The sequence below is a fragment of the uncultured Jatrophihabitans sp. genome (genome assembly GCF_964252635.1).
GTDB lineage: Bacteria > Actinomycetota > Actinomycetes > Mycobacteriales > Jatrophihabitantaceae > Jatrophihabitans.
Window position 1 is genome coordinate 102,202 of record NZ_CAXUNP010000008.1, and the last position, 16,289, is coordinate 118,490.

Genomic DNA, 16,289 nt, shown 5'->3' on the forward strand with positions numbered 1-16,289 from the left:
GCCCCACACGAGGACCCGGCACCACCCCGATCACCCGTCACGACCTCGACCACCCATCGCGACCTCGACCACCCATCACGACCTCGACCAGGAGCACACCATGAAGACCCGCATCACCCTCTCCGCAGCCGCCGCGCTGCTCGCTACCGCAACGGGCGTCACGACCGTTCCCGCCTCGGCGGCTCCCGCCCGCCCGGCGGCCGCCGCCGGCACGTCCGGGACGATCGTCTTCGTCAAGAACTACAACGTCTGGATCGCGGCGGGCAACGGCAGTCACGCTCGTGCCGTCACCCGGGGCGGCACACGGACCAGTCCTTTCCACTCGCCGTCCGAGTCCGACGCCGGCGTCATCGCCGCCGCCCGGGGCTCGCTCATCGTCCGCATGACCCAACGCGGCAAGGTCCTCAACACCATCAATCCGCCGCGGCTCTGGAACAGTGCCGGCGAACCGATGGACGGAGCGGTCAACGACGTCGCCATCTCTCCCGACGGCAGGCGTATCGCGTGGTCCTTCGTGCGCTACAGCTGCCCGGTCGCCGCGGACTGCCTCGTGCGTTACACGACGGGTTACACCCGCTCGACGCGGTACGCCCGCGCCGGCCGGTCGACCTACTACCGGGCGCCGTCGTGGGTCACGAACACCCGCACGCTGCAGACCGGCGGCTCCGGGTCGCAGGTCATGATCCACGACATCAACTCCGCGCCGCGGCACTGGTTCGACGACAGCGACTACACCTTCCCGAGCACCGATCTCGCCGACGGCGAGCTCTCCCGCAACGGACGCTGGCTGGCCGAGATCCGCGGCTACGGCACGACGTCGGCCATCATCTGGTACCGCGTCTCGGGCAGCGCCCGAACCGGCAACCCGCCGTCGGTCCCCACGTACACCTGCTACACGAACGGCGACGCGCGGCACGCCTCGCCGACGTGGTCGCCGGACGGGACCGCGCTCGCCTGGGCGAGTGTGGACGGCATCTACGTCAAGCGCGCCGCGGCGGCCTGCTCGTCCCCTCAGCCACGCCGGGTGATCAAGGGCGGATCCGCCCCGAACTGGTCCCGGGCCGCCCTGCGCTGATCGGCGACGGCCGCAGGCGAACTGCCCGGCAGCACCGGCTCGACGTTCAGGTCCGACCCGTACCGCGCAGCACGGCGGTGGCCTCGGTGAGCACGCGCCTGTGGGCCGCCCAGTACAGCGTCCCGTCGGTGGTCAGCAGCTTCCAGACGGCGAGCCTGCGCGGGCCCGGCGCCTCCTCGTCACTGGTCCGTGTCTCATCGGTCTCGACGACGGCGTGCACGTCGAGGCGATACAGCGCAGAGCCACCGGGCGCGGCGAGGAACACGAAGTGTCCGGGCGTGATCACCGCGCGGCCGGTCTGCCACTGCGGCCCCCGCTGTCCTCTCCGGTCGGGGTCGCGACCGACCGTGCAGGTCATCGTGCGGCTGGGGCTGCGGAACTCGGTGAGCGCCCGGTGGACGCGTAGCGGTTCCGAGACCTCCCGGGCGATGCGATCGACGGCACGGTCGATCGCATCGTCGGTGAGGTGGAACCACACGCCTGCATGGTGCCTGCGTCGACGGCTGGGCCGCCAGATGCCACGCGACGAAGCAGGCCCGGTCCGCGGGTGCGGACCGGGCCTGGTGGACGAGGGTCGAGGTCAGGCGTGCAGTGACGAGTGGACGGGGTACGAGGGGTACGACGGCGCGGGCGGCTGCTGCATCTCGCCGCGCTGGGCGTCGGGGGCGGCGGGGTCCTGCGGCAGCGTCGGAGCGCGGTACGGGTCGTAGTCGGCGAGCATCCGCTCGATGCGCGCCCGGTCGATCCGGCTGACCACCGTTTCGCTCTCCTGCTGGTCGCGGACGCACTTGGCCAGGCTGAAGGTGGCGCTGACGAGGAAGACGGTGCCGAGGGCGAGGAAGGCCCGGACCCAGGGTGACACCGGGAGGTACACCTCACCGATGACGACGACGCCGAGCGCGACGGAGAACGCGACGATCGACTGGATGTAGAAGGCGGACGTGGTCTTGGATGCCGGTGAGTTCGTCATGCCCCAACCCTGTCGGGCGCGCAGGTCCGGCACCTGAGTACCGGTACTCAACCGGGCGCCGGCTCAGCGGGCGTGGGCGAAGAGCTTCCTGCCGTCGGCGGCCATGCGCCCGAAGACGACCTTGTTGACCGGGCCGAGAACCCGCACCGGCACCGCGAACTTGGGCTTGGGCTCGATCGCGACGACCCACGTGAACAACGTCCCGTCGCCGTCGGGCTCGAGGACGTAGTCCTCCGCGAAGCGCCGCAGCATCGGAAAGCTCGCCTCGTAGGCGGAGAACGAGTACCCACGTCCCTCGTCCCAGCGGGTGAAGCGTTCGCGTACGCGCGCCAGCCCTCCGGCCAGGACGACCTCGCGTTCGGTGTCGACGCCGAAGGGCCGCGGTGTGAGCCAGGTGACGGTCTTGACGGCAGGGCCCCAGTCCGCCATCGACCGGTCGGACGCCAGCGACTCCCACACGGTTCCCGGCGGGGCGTCGAGGTGCAGCTGGTACCGGTGGACCTGCTGGGCGGTCGTGAAGAACTCGGCGTCGGTGGGCTCCAGCGGGTACCAGCGGGTCATAGCCCGGCAGCCTGCCAGAACGGTCGTAATACCGGTGACACGGGCGTGTGCCAGGGTGATCGCATGGTCGCCAGCATCGATCCGTTCGTCGCCGACCCGTCGCGCGACTACGGGCGCAAGGTCGTCGCCGTCGAGCCCGGTGGGGCCGAGTTCATCCCCCTGGACGAGCGGCACGGCAGCCCCCGCAGCCTGTTGTGGACGTGGGTCTCGCCCAACATGGAGTTCGCGACGCTCGGTGTCGGCATCCTGGGCCCGCTGTTCTTCGGGCTGACGTTCTGGCAGTCGGTCGCCGCGATCGTGCTCGGCACGGCGTTGGGGTCGGCGACGCACGGCGTGCTGTCGTCGTGGGGGCCCGGCCACGGGCTGCCGCAGATGATCATCAGTCGCAGCGCGTTCGGCTTCTTCGGCAACTACGTGCCGGCGACCGTGAACTCGCTCGTCGCCGGCATCGGGTGGTTCGCCGTGAACAGTGTCAGTGGCGCGCTCGCGCTGCACACCCTGTTCGACCGCCTGTCGGCGACCGTCTGCCTGCTGCTGGTCGTGGCCGCGCAACTCGTCATTGCGTTCTTCGGCCACAACCTGATCCACGCCTTCGAGCGCTTCGCCTTCCCGGTGCTGACCGTCGTGTTCGTCATCGCCTGCGTGTGGGCGCTGTCGAAGTCGCACCCGAACGCGGGTGGTCACCACGCGGGCATCGGCGGGTTCCTCGTCATGGTCGGGGCGACCTTCGGCTACGCCGCAGGCTGGAACCCCTACGGCTCGGACTACACGCGTTACCTGGCGCCGACCTCCTCCAAGCGGGCCGTCGGGATGTACGCCGGGCTCGGCGTGTTCCTGTCGTGCGTGCTGCTGGAGGTCACGGGCTCGGCCGTGGTCACCGCCGGCGGCACCCAGGTGGCGCCGAGCTCGCTCACCGACCTGCTGCCCACCTGGCTGGGCAAGCTGACGCTGGCCTGCATCTGCATCGGGGCGGTGGCCGCCAACGCCCTGAACATCTACTCGGGGTCGATCTCCTTCCTCGCCCTCGGCATCCGGCTGCCCACGCACCTCGCCCGTGGTCTCGTCGCCGTGGTCTTCGGTGTGATCGGCTACTTCGTCGCCCATCACGGGCTGTCCAACGCCGGGGAGGACTACGAGAACTTCCTGTTGGTCATCTCCTACTGGATCGGGCCGTGGCTCGGAGTCGTGCTGACCGACCGCTGGTTGCGCCGCGGCACGTCGGTGGACGAGGCCATCATCGGCGCGAGCCGGCGCGGCTCACCGGAGCAACCCGGCGCGTTCCCGATGGTCGTGGCCACAGTCGTGTCGATCTACGTGTTCGCCAGCCAGACCGACTACACCGGTCTGCTGCCACGAAACCACCCGGCGTTCGGCGATCTGACCTTCGAGGCCGGTTTCCTCATCGCCGCTGCGCTCTACTGGGGCATGTTCCGGCTGGGCCGGTCGCGTCCGGCCGAGCTGCCACAGCTCGAGACCGAGCCGCGGTGAGCGACCGGGACTGGCTCGCCGTTGCGGTCGAGGAGGCGCAGGCGGGTCTGGCCGAGGGCGGCATCCCGATCGGCGCCGCCCTGGTCGATGCCGACGGGACGGTGCTCGGCCGGGGGCACAACCGCAGGGTGCAGGACGGTGACCCCTCGGCGCACGGCGAGACCGCGGCCTTCCGCAACGCCGGACGACGCCCGGGCTACCGCGGTACGACGATGGTCACCACGCTGTCGCCGTGCTGGTTCTGCAGCGGCCTGGTGCGGCAGTTCGGCATCTCGCGGGTGGTCGTCGGGGAGGCCCGCACGTTCGTCGGGGGCCACGAATGGCTTGCCGACAACGGCGTCGAGGTCGTGGTGCTCGACGACCCGGGATGTGTACGGATGATGACCGACTTCATCGCCCGGCATCCGCAGCTGTGGAACGAGGACATCGGGCGCTGAGCCCGGCGGCCACCTCGTCGTCGACGAACCGGTCGGCGGTGATCGGCCACGACATTACGAGCGTGACGCCGGCTGCGACGAACAGCACGGTCAACGGCAACCCCCACGACCCGGTCGCCCCGAACAGGGCGCCGAACAGGAACGGCCCGGTGCCGGCGATGAGGTAGCCGATGACCTGGACGAACGCCGACAGCGACGCCGTCCCGGTGGCCGACCGACTGCGCTGCCCGATGATGGTCAGGGCCATGGGGAACGTGCCGCTGCCGATTCCGGCCACCGCCATGCACGCCCAGGCCAGGTCGTGCGGGGCGACGGCCATGCCGGCGTACGCGACCAGCGTCGTCACGCAGAGCCCGATGATGACGGCGCGCTGCCGGTCGCGCGCCACGCGGGGCGCCAGCAGCGACACCGGGATGCTGACGGCCGAGAACAGCGCGACCATCAGCCCCGCGGTGCCGTCGGAGATGTCGTGGTCACCGAGGAAGCGGGCGAACCAGCCGAACGCGATGTAGGCCTGCATGGACTGCGCGCCGAAGAAGATGGTCAGCGCCCAGGCGGTCCGGCTGCGGGCGAGGTCGCCCATCGACAGCGTCGAGGTCCCGACCGGGTCCACGGTGGGCTGTCGGTCGCGACCGAGCGTGGCCAGCCAGGGCAGCACCGCGAGCGCCGGGAGGACCGCCCACACCGCCAGGGCGCCGCGCCACCCGCCGGCCACGTCGCCGATGGGGACGGTGAGCGCCGCGGCCGACGTCGCGCCGACGGCCAGGGCGGTGCTGTAGACCGCGGTCATCGGGCCGACCCGTGCCGCGAAGTGGCGCCGTACCAGGCTGGGCATCAGGACGTTGCTGACCGCGGCCCCGCACAGGGCCAGCATCGTCAGCAGCGCGAACACCAGTGCGGACCCGGCCAGCGGCCGCAGCGCGAGCCCGGTCGCGCTGAGCCCGAGGGCGACGGCGAGCGAACGGTGCTGCCCGAAGCGGCGACCCACCCGTGGGGTGACGGCGCCCATGGACGCGAACGCGAGCACGGGCAGGGTCGTCAGCACCCCGGCGACCCCGCCGGACACGTGCAGGTCGCGCTGCAGATCGTGCAGCACGGGCCCGATGCTGGTGGCCCCCACGCGCATCGTGAGGCCGGTCAGGCCGAGGGCGCCGACGAGCAACGCTCGGGACGAACCGCTCTGCTCGTCCACGTCGCGCACAGGGCGTGAGTCTGCCGGGCCCGATCCGCGCGGCGGTTACTCGGGGGTGGCGAGGGCCGACACCCGCAACCGGCACGCGCGGAGCTGCCCGGGGCGGGTGATGGTGATCGAGCTGTTCGGGGCGACGACCTGGATCTCGTCCGACAGCGAGGCCTGGCACGAGGAGTAGTCCTTGAGCCGGCTCTCGGCGACGGCACCCGGGGCGAGGGTGAACCGCGAGGACGCCGTGCTCGCGGGCAGTGACGGGGTGCCGATCACCGCACCCGCGCTCAGCAGGCGCACCTGCGGGTATCCGTAGAGCACGCAGCGCGTCTGCCCGGTGTTCACGAACTGCAGCGCCGCGAACTCGAAGCCCGGTGCCGCCGACCCGCGGATGACCCGGACCATCAGGCTCCGGCAGGTCGAGCGCGGGCCGCTCGACGTCGCGGACGGCGGGCCCGGCGCGCCGGCCGCGGGCGGCGACGACGCGGACGGTGCCGACGAGGCCGTGGCGCTGGGGGCCGGCGTCGTGCCCGGCGCCGGGGTCGCGTCCGTCGCGGCGGCCGACGTCGTGCCCGGTGCCGACACCGCCGCCGACGAGGCCTGGCTGGGCTGCCCCGAGCGCCCCGGCGCCGGACCGGCCGACGAGCACGCCCCGACCATGCCGAGCGCGGCCACGGCGGCAGCAACCCCGGCGAGCAGGCGGAGCGTCACCTGTCGACCCGCAGGTCGGTCGCGTAGGGCAGGCTCGACACCCGCAACCGGGAGTCGGACTGCAGGTCGTTCCACATCCGGGACCAGGCGCTGCGCCCACCCATGCTGCCGCAACCACCGGACTGCGCACAGGCGGTGTACTCGGTGAGCACGCCCGCGAAGTTGATGCGCGGCAGGTGGTTGACGACGCCGGTCAGCGAGATGTATTTCCACTGGTCGGCCATGGTGTTGTTGTAGATCTGCGGCAGGTTGAGCATCCGCGTGGGCGCGGCGGCGGCGGCGAGGTAGTGCAGGCCGGCCATCGTCCAGCCGTTGTTGCACCGGCGGTTCGTCGTCGTCCAGGCGCAGCCGTCGGCGGAGCCGTTGAAGACGAACGGCGCCTTGGTGGCGCTGAGGTAACCGCCCAGCCAGCTCCGGGTCGCCGAGTAGGACGCGCGGAAGCCGGGCTCGATGTCGTTGGCGCCGGCGACGGACATGCCCAGGTGCCGTCGGGCGTAGGACACGAGCGGGTTGACGACGTTCGTGGCCCACTGGCGACCGGACGCCGCGGACACGTCCATGTCGTTGTTCGTGCCGATCGCGACGACCACGGGTGCACTCGGGCGCTGCGCGCTCGCGTACCCGTCCATGTAGGCCTGGACGTCACGGACGAGATCACGGTTGCTCACGAAGCGCGTGGTGGCGCTGAGGACCACGCCGTTGTCGTAGTAGTCCTGGCCGCCGATGTCGAGCAGCACCATGTAGCCGTGGCCCGAGGGGTTGTTCTTGGCGTCGGTGGCGCCCTCCCTGCGCATCATGGCCAGCTCGGCGGCCGACGACCCGCGGACGTTGCGGATGTAGCGGCTCGTCGAGACCGGCGCCGGCGTGCGCTGGGCCGGAGGCCCGGCAGCGGTGCGGATGGCGGCCGACACCGCGGGGACCCCGGAGCCGGCGACGTTCGACGCGCGGACGCTGAACCTGTACGTCGTGTTCGACTTCAACCCGACGAGCACGGCGGACGTCGCACCGGCCGCGACGGTGACCGACGCGGAGCCCGGGGACGAGGTGACGACGTACTTGGTGACCGGGGCGCCGCCGTCGGAGCTCGGCGGCGTCCAGCTGACGGTCGCGCCGCCGAAGCCGGGGACCGCCTTGACCGATCGGGGCGCCGACGGACCGACCGGGTGCACCGCGTAGATCAGCCGGCAGCCCAGGCTGCGATCGGTGCCGCCCCCGACGTTCTTCGCGGTCAGGCACACGCGGTGCTCACCGTCGTCGGTCGCCAGCACGGCCGACAGCCCGCGGTGCGTCCCCAGCGAGGGGTACGTGCGGGCGATGTCCGTGCGCGCGGCGTCGGCACGCAGGGCCGGGACGGCGCGCCCGTCGACCGTGACGGTGACGGTCGTGGGTGCGGACGAGTCCGGGTCCCCGGCCCAGCCCTTGACCAGCAGGTCGTCCGTACCGGGGGCACGGGTCAGCGACTCGAAGGATCCGAGCGGCGACAGGGCCAACGACGTCGACTGGCACGAGGCCTTCGAGTTGCGCGTGCCCCAGAGCAGGTTGTCGGCGATGACGCAGACGGTGTGGCGGCCGGACCGGCTGACCAGCGTGGCGGCGAAGTTGTGCCCGCTGCGCGTGCTGCCCTTGCGGTTCGCGAGGACGGTTGTCACCGTGCGGCCGTCGAGCAGGATGCGGGTGGACACCGGCCGGGAGGTGTCGGGGTCGTAGGCCCAACCGCCGACCGTCATGCCCGTGGCGGTCGGCTTCGGGGCGGTCAGTGACGCCTTCGGGGTGAAGTCGACGGTGATCGACCGGCAGCCGAGCGAGCGGTCCGAGCCGTAGCCGACGTTGCGCACGACCACGCAGACGGTGTGCCGGCCCTCGGCCAGGGCCCGGGCGGTGGCGAACCCGTGCGCGGACCCCACCCCGCGGTTGGCCATGGCCACGTCGCTGCGTGCGAGGTCGGCCTTGAGCGTGAACGGCGCGGCCGCGTCGATGGCGACCGAGACGGTCAGCGGCGCGGTGGGCTGATCACGGTCGAACGCCCACCCGCGGATCTGCAGCTTGCCGCCGGACTCGCCGAGGGTGTCCAGGGCGGCCACCGGGCGGTCGTCGACGACGAGGGTGCGGCAGCCGAACGACGCGTTCGACCCGTACCCGATGTTGAGGGCCGTCACGCAGACGCGGTGCGTGCCCTGTGCGACCCGGTAGGTCTCGTCGAAGCCGTGCAGGGTTCCGGTGTTCGGGTAGCTCGCGGCGATGTCCGACCGCGGCTTGTCCGCCACGATCGTCGACGCGCGGCCGTCGACGGTCAGCTGCAGGGTCAGCGGCGTCGTCCAGGCGTCACCGTCGATGGCCCAGCCGCGCAGGCGCATGCTGCCGGGCGTGGTCGTCAACGACTCGAAGGACCCCTTGGGTCCGTAGTTGAACACGGTGGTGCGGCACTTCAGGGTGACGGGCCCACCGGCCCCGAGGTTGCCGGCCCGGACGCAGACGGTGTGCGTGCCCTGGGGTACCGGGATGCGCCAGCTGAACCCGTGCAGCGGGCCGGCGGCGGGGTACTTGGCGGCGACGTCGGGCCGGTTGTTGGCGGCCGGGCCGCCGGAGTGCACGTTGCGCCCGTCCACCCAGGCGTAGGCGGCGTTGGCCGTCGTCGGTGCGCTGGGGTCGAAGGTCCAGCCCTTGACCCACAGGCCGCCGGCGGTGCGGTTCATGACGTCGACATGACCGGTCGGCGACCCGGCGGGAACAGCCGCCTGCCGGGCCGGCGCGGCGGCGGACGCACTGACCTGTCGACTGACCACGGCGGAGCCGGTGAGCACGGTGGCGAGCACGGTGGTCACGACGGCGGCGGTACGGAGAGCGTGGCGCGCAGATCGGGCGCGCGGGGGAGCAGGGCACATCAGCGGTGATCCAGTTCGGCCGGCGGCCGGGGGAGCCGCGAGTCAACAGGATCGGCGTACTTGTCTTCAGCAGCCAACCCGACCGTGTCGGGGGAACACGGTCGTGTCGATCAAACCATCCACGTTACGGCTGAGACAAGTGTTACTCGTGGTGCGACACGCCCGAAAGTCCCTCGGAAGGTAGGCGATAGTCCGCGAATCGGTCACGCGGCCCGGGCCGAGGCGCTCAGTAGTGCCGCACGACCTGGTAGACGTGGGTCGTGACGTGGGTGCCGCGGAAGTAGTCGTCGGCACCGACCAGGAAGTCACGGACCGAGGCGTTGCCGCTCGCCTGGGCGTCGAGCGCCACCCGGTGGTAGGCCGTGTCCAGGGAGTGGTCGCCTTCGACGGTGCCGTCGCCCCTCGCCGAGGTGACGGTCGTGACGTTGGGCCGGTCGGGGTTGGCCGTCCCGTCGAGATGCGGGACGACGTCGCGCGCGTTCTCCAGGGCGAGCACCTTGACCGAGCGGGGCAGCTCCCCGGCGGTGCGCCCGATCGGCGAGCCGGCGGTGATCACGTGCGTGACGTGGAAGCGCCCGGTGCGGACGGCGTCACGGGCGGTCGTGACCGCCACCATGCCGCCCTCGCTGTGCCCGACGAGCATGACGTCGTCGTCGGGTCGCACGCCGGCCCGGTGCATGGCCGACAGGACGCCCTGCTCGTAGGCCGTGCTGCGCCCCACGAGCGCGCGCCCGTTGGTCGTGAGGCTGGTGATGTCGGAGGTGGGGCCCGGCGACCACGACTTCGTGCCGGTGATATCGACGATCACCCGTCGGCCGCCGCCGGGCAGCGTGATGATGCGGACGTCGATGGCCCCGTCGTGGGTGTCGTCGTTGCGCTGCGCGAGATCGCCGACGACGTCGGTGAGCCGACGCGGCGGGCGACCGGCCGGGCCGACCGCGTCGGTGCCGAGCGGGCGGGCCACCCCGTGCCCGTCGGGCAGCACCGCGCTCGCGCCGGCGATCAGGGCCGGTAGGCCCAGCTGGTCGACGACGTGGTCGACGACGCCCGGGTCGGCCGCGATCCCGGCCTGCGCGGCGGCCAGCGGGTCGTGCGTCCGCGCGAGCTCCCGGCCGGCGGCGACGAGCGCACGGGGCACGCGGACCAGGCCGAGCACCTCGTCGTGCAGGGCCCGGCCGAGGTGGTCGACGGCCCGGTAGGCCGCCGCTGCGGCACGCAGCTCGCCGTCGAGGGCGCCGCAGCGCAGCCCCACCCAGCTCAGGCCGTGCAGGCCGTCGAGCGCGCCGACCAGCTCCGCCTCGAACTGGGCCCACCCGACCGGGTCGAAGGGCGCGGAGGCGGTCACGGCCCCGTCGACGAGATAGCCGTGCAGCGTCATCGACGAGCCCAGGCAGTCGCCGGCCACCCCGCCGAAGCGCCGGGCGAGCACGTCGAGCTCCTCGGTGTGGGCCTCGAATCCGCCGGCGCCGCCCGTGACGTCGACGGGCCGGGGTGCGGGGTCGGCCCGTACTTGGGCGCCCATCACAGGCCGACCGCGTCGAGGGCGCCGCCTGCCGCGTGGCCCAGACCTTTCGCCGCGCCGCCGACCGCGTGCGCGGCGTGGCCCGCCGCGTGTGCGACCTCCGTGCCCGAACGCGCCGTGTCGGTCACCAGGCGGCGGCCGTCGTGGCCGAGACGGCCGGGGTCGTGCAGCAGGTCGCGAGGACGTGCCCGGTGTCGTTCCCGACGGCGCCGAGGTCGACGCCGAGCCTGCGCAGATCGTCCAGCACGGTGCGCACCCGTGCCGCGTGACCGCGCAGCGCGGCGGCCGCGGCGTCCAGGCGGCCGGCGCTGTGCCGCAGCGCGGCGCACACCTCGACGGCGTCCCGGGCGAAAGCGTGCGCCGCCGTGCCGTGCCACGTGGTGTGGGCGACCGACCAGCCCAACGCGTGGGCGTGCCTGCGCAGCGCGGCGGCGTGGGCGGCGATACGTCCGGCGACGGCGAGCAGGGCGTCGGGGTCGGGCAGCAGCGACATGGCCGAGAGCGTGCCGTCGCCGGGCCCGGACCGCGCGAGGTCGTGACCCGTCCTGTGGACAACCGGTCCGTGCCCGGGCGCTCGTCCACAGCGTGCCGCGCCGCCTCACGGGACGCCTGGCGTGCTTGAATGAGCGCACGGAATGACACCGGTGCAATTCGCGGCGGCGAGGGGTTTCCTCCAGCGGCGGCGCGACCGGTGGCCGGTCGAGAAACCGCACGTCGGAGGAGCCACTCAGGATGCAGTCCGCGCACGCGCCCGCCGACCACGGTGACGAGCACGACAGCGACGGTCTCAGCCGTCGCGACCGCGAGATCCTCGCCTTCGAGCGGCAGTGGTGGAAGTACGCCGGGGCCAAGGAACAGGCCATCCGTGAGCTGTTCGACATGTCCGCCACGCGGTACTACCAGGTGCTGAACGCCTTGATCGACACGCCGTCCGCGCTGAGCGCCGATCCGATGCTCGTCAAGCGTTTGCGACGATTGCGGGCGAGCCGGCAGCGCCAGCGGTCGGCACGTCGATTGGGTATCGAGGTCTGAAGCTGAAGAACGCACAGCGTGGTCGCCTGGCTCGCCAGGCCGCTCGCCGTCATCAGCGCGAGCGTCTGGCCGGGGTCGTCCTGGCCGTGGTCGGTGTGGTCGTCCTCATCGTCGCGGTCGTCGCTCTTCGCGACCCCAAGTCCGGTGGACCCAAGAACGCAGGCGAGTCCGTAGGGGTCAGCCAGAGTTCCGCCGTGAGCTCGTCGTCCGCCCGGACGTCGGCCACGCCGACGTCCGCGCCTCCGTCCTCGAGGTCGTCGTCGCGTTCGTCCTCGGAGTCGCCGACCGGGTCCACGACGGCCGGAGACCCGAAGGCGGTGCCGCTCGTCGTGCTGAACGACACGACCGTCTCCGGGCTCGCGAAGAGCGCGGCGCAGCGATTCGAGAACGGCGGCTGGACGGTGACGTCGTCGGGCAACCTCACCAACGACATCCTGTCGACGTGTGCCTACTACGACCCCGACGTGAGTGGCGCGAAGGCCGCCGCCAGGGCGTTGCGCACGCAGTACCCGACCATCAAACGGATCGAGCCCAAGTTCCCGGAGCTGCCGGACGGGCCCGTCGTGGTCGTGCTCACCCCCGACTACCAGTCGGACTGACGCGCTCGGCCGCTGTGCCATGATGGTCGGCACAACCGAATAGCAGTGCTCATCCAGAGGGGCAGAGGGACCGGCCCGACGAAGCCCCGGCAACCACGCGCGTTACTTCAGACCACGCTGTTCGCACGGCGTCGCGTCCGAGGCCGTCGTCGCAGGTGCCAACTCCGGCTCGCACCGAACACGTGCGGGGAAGATGAGGGGAAGGCCTCGTACTCATGACTGTTCTCGCTGATCGCCACACCGTCCCGTCGCCTGCGTCGGGCCTGGTCTGCCGCAGCTGCGGCGCCGAGTTCCCGCTGGGCGCGCAGCACGCGTGCCTCGAGTGCTGGGGGCCGCTCGAGATCGGCTACGACGCCGCCGCGCTGGCCCGCGTGACGCACGACGAGATCGCCGCCGGGCCGCAGTCGATCTGGCGTTACGCCGGGCTGCTGCCGGTCGGGCAGAACGCCGCGACGCGCGTGGACTCGAACACCGGCATGACCCCGCTGATCCGCGCCGACCGGCTGGCCGACGAGCTCGGGTTCACCGCCCCGGTCTACATCAAGGACGACTCCGCGAACCCGACGCACTCCTTCAAGGACCGCGTCGTGTCCGTGGCGATGACGGCGGCGCGCGAGCTGGGCTTCCGGCGCATCGCCTGCGCGTCCACCGGCAACCTCGCCAACTCCGTCGCCGCCCACGCCGCGCGGATCGGGATGCCGTCGATCGTGTTCGTCCCGTCGGACCTCGAACAGGCCAAGATCACCCAGACCGCGGTGTACGGCGGCACGCTCGTCGCGATCGAGGGCAACTACGACGACGTCAACCGGCTGTGCTCGGAGCTCGGTGAGACCGACGAGTTCGAGGACACCGGGTTCGTCAACGTCAACGTGCGCCCTTACTACGCCGAGGGATCCAAGACACTGGGCTTCGAGGTCGCCGAGCAGCTGGGCTGGCGGCTGCCCGGTCAGTACGTCGCGCCGATGGCGTCCGGGTCGATGTTGACCAAGATCAACAAGGCGTTCAAGGAACTCGTGGCGGCCGGGCTCGTGCCGTCGTCGTCTTGGACGGTGTTCGGCGCGCAGTCGGCGGGTTGCTCACCGATCGCGACCGCGTTCGACGCGGGCGTCTCGGAGGTCACGCCGGTGCGGCCGACCGGCATCGCGAAATCGCTGAACATCGGCAACCCGGCCGACGGCCCCTACGCGTTGGACGCGGTGCGTTCGTCCGGCGGGGCGATGGCGTCGGTGACCGACGACGAGATCCGCGAGGGCATCCGGCTGCTGGCCCGCACCACGGGCGTGTTCGCCGAGACCGCCGGCGGGGTGACGGTGGCCGTGCTGCGCAAGCTCGTCGAGCAGGGCCGCATCGACACCTCGGTCGAGACCGTCGTCTACAACACCGGCGACGGGCTCAAGACGATCGACGCGGTGGCGGGGACGCCGACCGCGACGATCAACCCGACCCTCAAGGGCATGCGCGACGCCGGCCTGCTCTAGCGCGATCACGTTCTCCTCTCGCGTTGCCGCGCGGCGAGGTCGGTGATCACGTCTTCCCTCCGAGTTGCCGCGCGACGGGGTTGGTGATCACGTCTTCCCTCCGAGTTGCCGCTTTCGTCAGCTGAACCGACCATTCGCGAGGAAGACCTGATCGATCCCGGGCACGTCCCCGTTCGTAGGCGTTCAGGATCCGCTGCTTGACGGAACGGGGATGCCTCGTCGCATCGGTACAGCCCCAGCGGGCGAACACGAGACCGTGATTCTCGAGGTGTTCCTGGCGGTCCTTCTCGGCCACGATGACGCCCACGTTCGTGTACTTGCCGCGGCCGTCGGCCTCGCCGGCGACTCCCCACTCGTCCCAGTAGAAGTCGAGACGCCCGGCCGCCCGCCCGTCCCGGTCCAGCACCACCGCCTGCAGTTCCGGCGCCGGAAGGCGCAGCCAGCCGATGACGAGACGGCTCACGGACTCCAGCGGCGACTCGGCACGACCGTCCGCCAGCCCGAGCGCGCGCTGGGCACGCCGAATCGACGGCCAGTTCCAGCAGCGCACAAGAACCTCCTCGATCTCGTCCGGCGTCACCGTCCCGCGGTGGAGTGCGGCGTCCATCGCGGCCACGGCTGTCGAGGTCGAGCACGACCGACCCACGTCGACGAGCGTGCGTGCGACGGAGGTGGCCAGTACCCCGGGCGGCAGCTCCACGACGTGGTCTCCGGGAAGGGATGCCCGGTGCAGGTGCGCTCCCGGCGCGCTGCCACGGCCCGTCGGGGGAACCGTGACCTGCGGCAACCGGGGACGCGGGCCCACGATCGGCAGGCCGTGCAGATCCAACGCGGTGCGATGGCTGAGCACGCTGCCCGAGAGGCAGCCTGCAGCGGCCAGGGCCTCGATCCGTTCCGACGGGCTGTTCGGCAGCGCGAAGCGACCGCGCCTCGGGCGAACCAGGGCGCCCCGGGCCACCGCTCTGGTCAGCGACGAATCCGTCCAACCGACGGCTAGGGCGTCACGGCGGGAGAACACCTCGAGGTCGGGGACGGCGCGCATCGTGCCAGCTCAGTCGATGCCCGACGCCGGCATCGGGCGGTGACGCGATCTGTGGACGGCCCCCAAGGGTGTGGACAACCTACGGCGTGATCACGCCTTCCTCCGGGATTGCCGGTTTGCGGGCCGATGCCGGCAGCTCGGAAGGAAGACGTGATCAGGTGGCAACTCGACGGGAGAACGTGATCACGAAAGCGCGCGGTCGGACGTGGCCGCTGCGGGGGAAAGGTGCGGTCGGACGTGGCCGCTGCGGGGGAAAGGTGCCCGGAGCGGGATCAGTGCTCGGCGGGGGCGAGGTCCTGGGTGCCGATGACGCGGAGCAGGTCGAGCTTCTCGCGGGTGTCGGTGCCCGGCCGCGGATACAGCACCACCAGCGTCTCGCCGTCCACGCCCGTGAGGGTCTCGCAAAGGAAGTCCATCAGGCCGACCTCGGGATGCAGCATCCGCTTGCGGTCGCTGCGGCGCACCGCGACCTCGTGCGACGCCCACAGCGTGGCGAACTCCGTGGACGCCGTGAGCAGGTCGGCCACCAGCTCCTCCACGTCGGCGTCGCCGCGCCGCCGCCCGTACGTGGCCCGCAGGTCGGCGACGTGCGTGCGTGAGTGCGCGGGCCAGTCCTGCTCCGGGTAGCGCGAGCGCAGCTCCGGCATCGTGAACCAACGCCAGAAGAAGGAACGGTCCCGTCCGGTGTAGTCCATCGCGTCGCCGGACACTGTCGCCGACAGGGTGTTCTGCACCATCGCCCGGCTCAGATCGTCGACGACGAAGGCCGGTAGGTCGCGCAAGCGGTCGAGCACCTGCAGCAGCCCGGGGGACACGTGGCCGGCGGCGGTCGGGCGCAGGGGCGGCACCCGTCCGGCCAGGAGGAACAGGTGGTCGCGCTCGTCGTCGGACAGCCGCAGGGCCCGCGCCAGTGCCGACAGCACCGCGATCGACGGGTGCGGACCCCGGGCCTGCTCGAGGCGCGTGTAGTAGTCCGTGGACATCGCGGCCAGCCGGCGACCTCGTCGCGCCGCAGCCCGGGCGTGCGGCGCCGCAGCCCCGGCGCCAGCCCGACGTCGGCCGGCTGCAGCAGCGCGCGGCGGCGGGACAGGAAGTCGGCGAGCCCAGGACGGTCCATGCCTCCACTGTGCTCCGCGAGTCGTCCCCCAACCAGGGACGGGCGATCCCCGGCACGGCCGAAATGAGCACGGACATCGACCCGGACGGCGGCCGGATCGACTCTTGGCGAACCCTCAACGTCCCTGTAGCGTCCGGCGCGGTCACACGTGACGGACGTTTTCGCGCGCGATGTACCACGGCTCCCTGGGGT

The 16,289-nt window shown here is 72.0% G+C and carries 16 protein-coding genes, 2 pseudogenes and 1 riboswitch; of the genes and pseudogenes, 6 read left to right on the forward strand and 12 right to left on the reverse strand.

Features of this window, described 5'->3' with window-relative positions:
- The first annotated feature begins 100 nt into the window (after positions 1-100).
- Positions 101-1,075, forward strand: coding sequence for a hypothetical protein (locus ACFFCA_RS05730; protein WP_375482692.1), 975 nt, complete (start codon positions 101-103; stop codon positions 1,073-1,075).
- A 46-nt stretch (positions 1,076-1,121) separates the two neighbouring features.
- Here ACFFCA_RS05730 and ACFFCA_RS05735 read toward each other — a convergent pair whose 3' ends face one another.
- The 3 genes from ACFFCA_RS05735 to ACFFCA_RS05745 form a co-directional block, all read right to left on the reverse strand.
- Positions 1,122-1,553 (reverse strand): hypothetical protein, encoded by a 432-nt coding sequence (locus ACFFCA_RS05735; protein ID WP_375482693.1) that lies wholly within the window; start codon positions 1,551-1,553, stop codon positions 1,122-1,124.
- A 102-nt stretch (positions 1,554-1,655) separates the two neighbouring features.
- On the reverse strand, positions 1,656-2,045 hold the full coding sequence (locus ACFFCA_RS05740; RefSeq protein ID WP_375482695.1) for a YiaA/YiaB family inner membrane protein: 390 nt from the start codon (positions 2,043-2,045) through the stop codon (positions 1,656-1,658).
- 63 nt (positions 2,046-2,108) lie between these two features.
- Positions 2,109-2,606 (reverse strand): SRPBCC family protein, encoded by a 498-nt coding sequence (locus tag ACFFCA_RS05745; protein WP_375482697.1) that lies wholly within the window; start codon positions 2,604-2,606, stop codon positions 2,109-2,111.
- Positions 2,607-2,669: 63 nt separating this feature from the next.
- Here ACFFCA_RS05745 and ACFFCA_RS05750 point away from each other — a divergent pair, with 63 nt between their 5' ends.
- Both ACFFCA_RS05750 and ACFFCA_RS05755 read left to right on the forward strand, forming a co-directional pair.
- Complete coding sequence (locus ACFFCA_RS05750) at positions 2,670-4,094, forward strand: purine-cytosine permease family protein (RefSeq protein ID WP_375482699.1); 1,425 nt, start codon at positions 2,670-2,672, stop codon at positions 4,092-4,094.
- Positions 4,091-4,531: a nucleoside deaminase gene (locus ACFFCA_RS05755; RefSeq protein WP_375482701.1), complete on the forward strand. Its 441-nt coding sequence runs from the start codon at positions 4,091-4,093 to the stop codon at positions 4,529-4,531. The genes ACFFCA_RS05750 and ACFFCA_RS05755 overlap by 4 nt, the downstream gene beginning before the upstream one ends.
- Here ACFFCA_RS05755 and ACFFCA_RS05760 read toward each other — a convergent pair.
- From ACFFCA_RS05760 to ACFFCA_RS05785, 6 genes are all read right to left on the reverse strand, one after another.
- Positions 4,485-5,732 (reverse strand): MFS transporter, encoded by a 1,248-nt coding sequence (locus ACFFCA_RS05760; RefSeq protein ID WP_375482703.1) that lies wholly within the window; start codon positions 5,730-5,732, stop codon positions 4,485-4,487. The two genes, ACFFCA_RS05755 and ACFFCA_RS05760, sit on opposite strands and share 47 nt — an antisense overlap.
- A 36-nt stretch (positions 5,733-5,768) precedes the next feature.
- Positions 5,769-6,425, reverse strand: a complete 657-nt coding sequence (locus tag ACFFCA_RS05765; RefSeq protein WP_375482705.1) for a DUF4232 domain-containing protein — start codon at positions 6,423-6,425, stop codon at positions 5,769-5,771.
- Positions 6,422-9,247, reverse strand: coding sequence for a fibronectin type III domain-containing protein (locus tag ACFFCA_RS05770; protein WP_375482707.1), 2,826 nt, complete (start codon positions 9,245-9,247; stop codon positions 6,422-6,424). Before ACFFCA_RS05770 ends, ACFFCA_RS05765 begins: the two co-directional genes overlap by 4 nt.
- Before the next feature lie 286 nt (positions 9,248-9,533).
- Entirely contained in the window at positions 9,534-10,829 is a 1,296-nt protein-coding gene (locus ACFFCA_RS05775) for a hypothetical protein (protein ID WP_375482709.1), read from the reverse strand.
- Positions 10,829-10,957 carry a hypothetical protein gene (locus ACFFCA_RS05780; protein ID WP_375482711.1) on the reverse strand — a complete coding sequence of 43 codons (129 nt, stop codon included), beginning with the start codon at positions 10,955-10,957 and terminating at the stop codon, positions 10,829-10,831. Before ACFFCA_RS05780 ends, ACFFCA_RS05775 begins: the two co-directional genes overlap by 1 nt.
- On the reverse strand, positions 10,954-11,322 hold the full coding sequence (locus ACFFCA_RS05785; protein ID WP_375482713.1) for a hypothetical protein: 369 nt from the start codon (positions 11,320-11,322) through the stop codon (positions 10,954-10,956). The genes ACFFCA_RS05780 and ACFFCA_RS05785 overlap by 4 nt, the downstream gene beginning before the upstream one ends.
- 239 nt (positions 11,323-11,561) lie before the next feature.
- Here ACFFCA_RS05785 and ACFFCA_RS05790 point away from each other — a divergent pair, with 239 nt between their 5' ends.
- From ACFFCA_RS05790 to thrC, 3 genes are all read left to right on the forward strand, one after another.
- Positions 11,562-11,861, forward strand: coding sequence for a DUF3263 domain-containing protein (locus ACFFCA_RS05790; RefSeq protein WP_375482715.1), 300 nt, complete (start codon positions 11,562-11,564; stop codon positions 11,859-11,861).
- Between the two features lie 194 nt (positions 11,862-12,055).
- Complete coding sequence (locus tag ACFFCA_RS05795) at positions 12,056-12,460, forward strand: LytR C-terminal domain-containing protein (RefSeq protein WP_375482717.1); 405 nt, start codon at positions 12,056-12,058, stop codon at positions 12,458-12,460.
- A gap of 46 nt (positions 12,461-12,506) precedes the next feature.
- A riboswitch (SAM riboswitch) is annotated at positions 12,507-12,660 on the forward strand.
- Between the two features lie 15 nt (positions 12,661-12,675).
- Positions 12,676-13,938, forward strand: coding sequence for a threonine synthase (gene thrC / locus ACFFCA_RS05800; protein ID WP_375482719.1), 1,263 nt, complete (start codon positions 12,676-12,678; stop codon positions 13,936-13,938).
- A 46-nt stretch (positions 13,939-13,984) separates the two neighbouring features.
- Here thrC and ACFFCA_RS05805 read toward each other — a convergent pair whose 3' ends face one another.
- The 3 genes and pseudogenes from ACFFCA_RS05805 to ACFFCA_RS05815 all read right to left on the reverse strand — a co-directional run bounded on the left by ACFFCA_RS05805 (position 13,985) and on the right by ACFFCA_RS05815 (position 16,097).
- Positions 13,985-14,554: a hypothetical protein gene (locus ACFFCA_RS05805; RefSeq protein ID WP_375482727.1), complete on the reverse strand. Its 570-nt coding sequence runs from the start codon at positions 14,552-14,554 to the stop codon at positions 13,985-13,987.
- Between the two features lie 306 nt (positions 14,555-14,860).
- Positions 14,861-14,980 (reverse strand): annotated as a pseudogene (locus ACFFCA_RS05810) (type IV toxin-antitoxin system AbiEi family antitoxin domain-containing protein); the annotation flags it as partial.
- Positions 14,981-15,252: 272 nt separating this feature from the next.
- Positions 15,253-16,097: pseudogene (locus ACFFCA_RS05815) on the reverse strand (helix-turn-helix transcriptional regulator).
- Positions 16,098-16,289 lie beyond the last annotated feature (192 nt).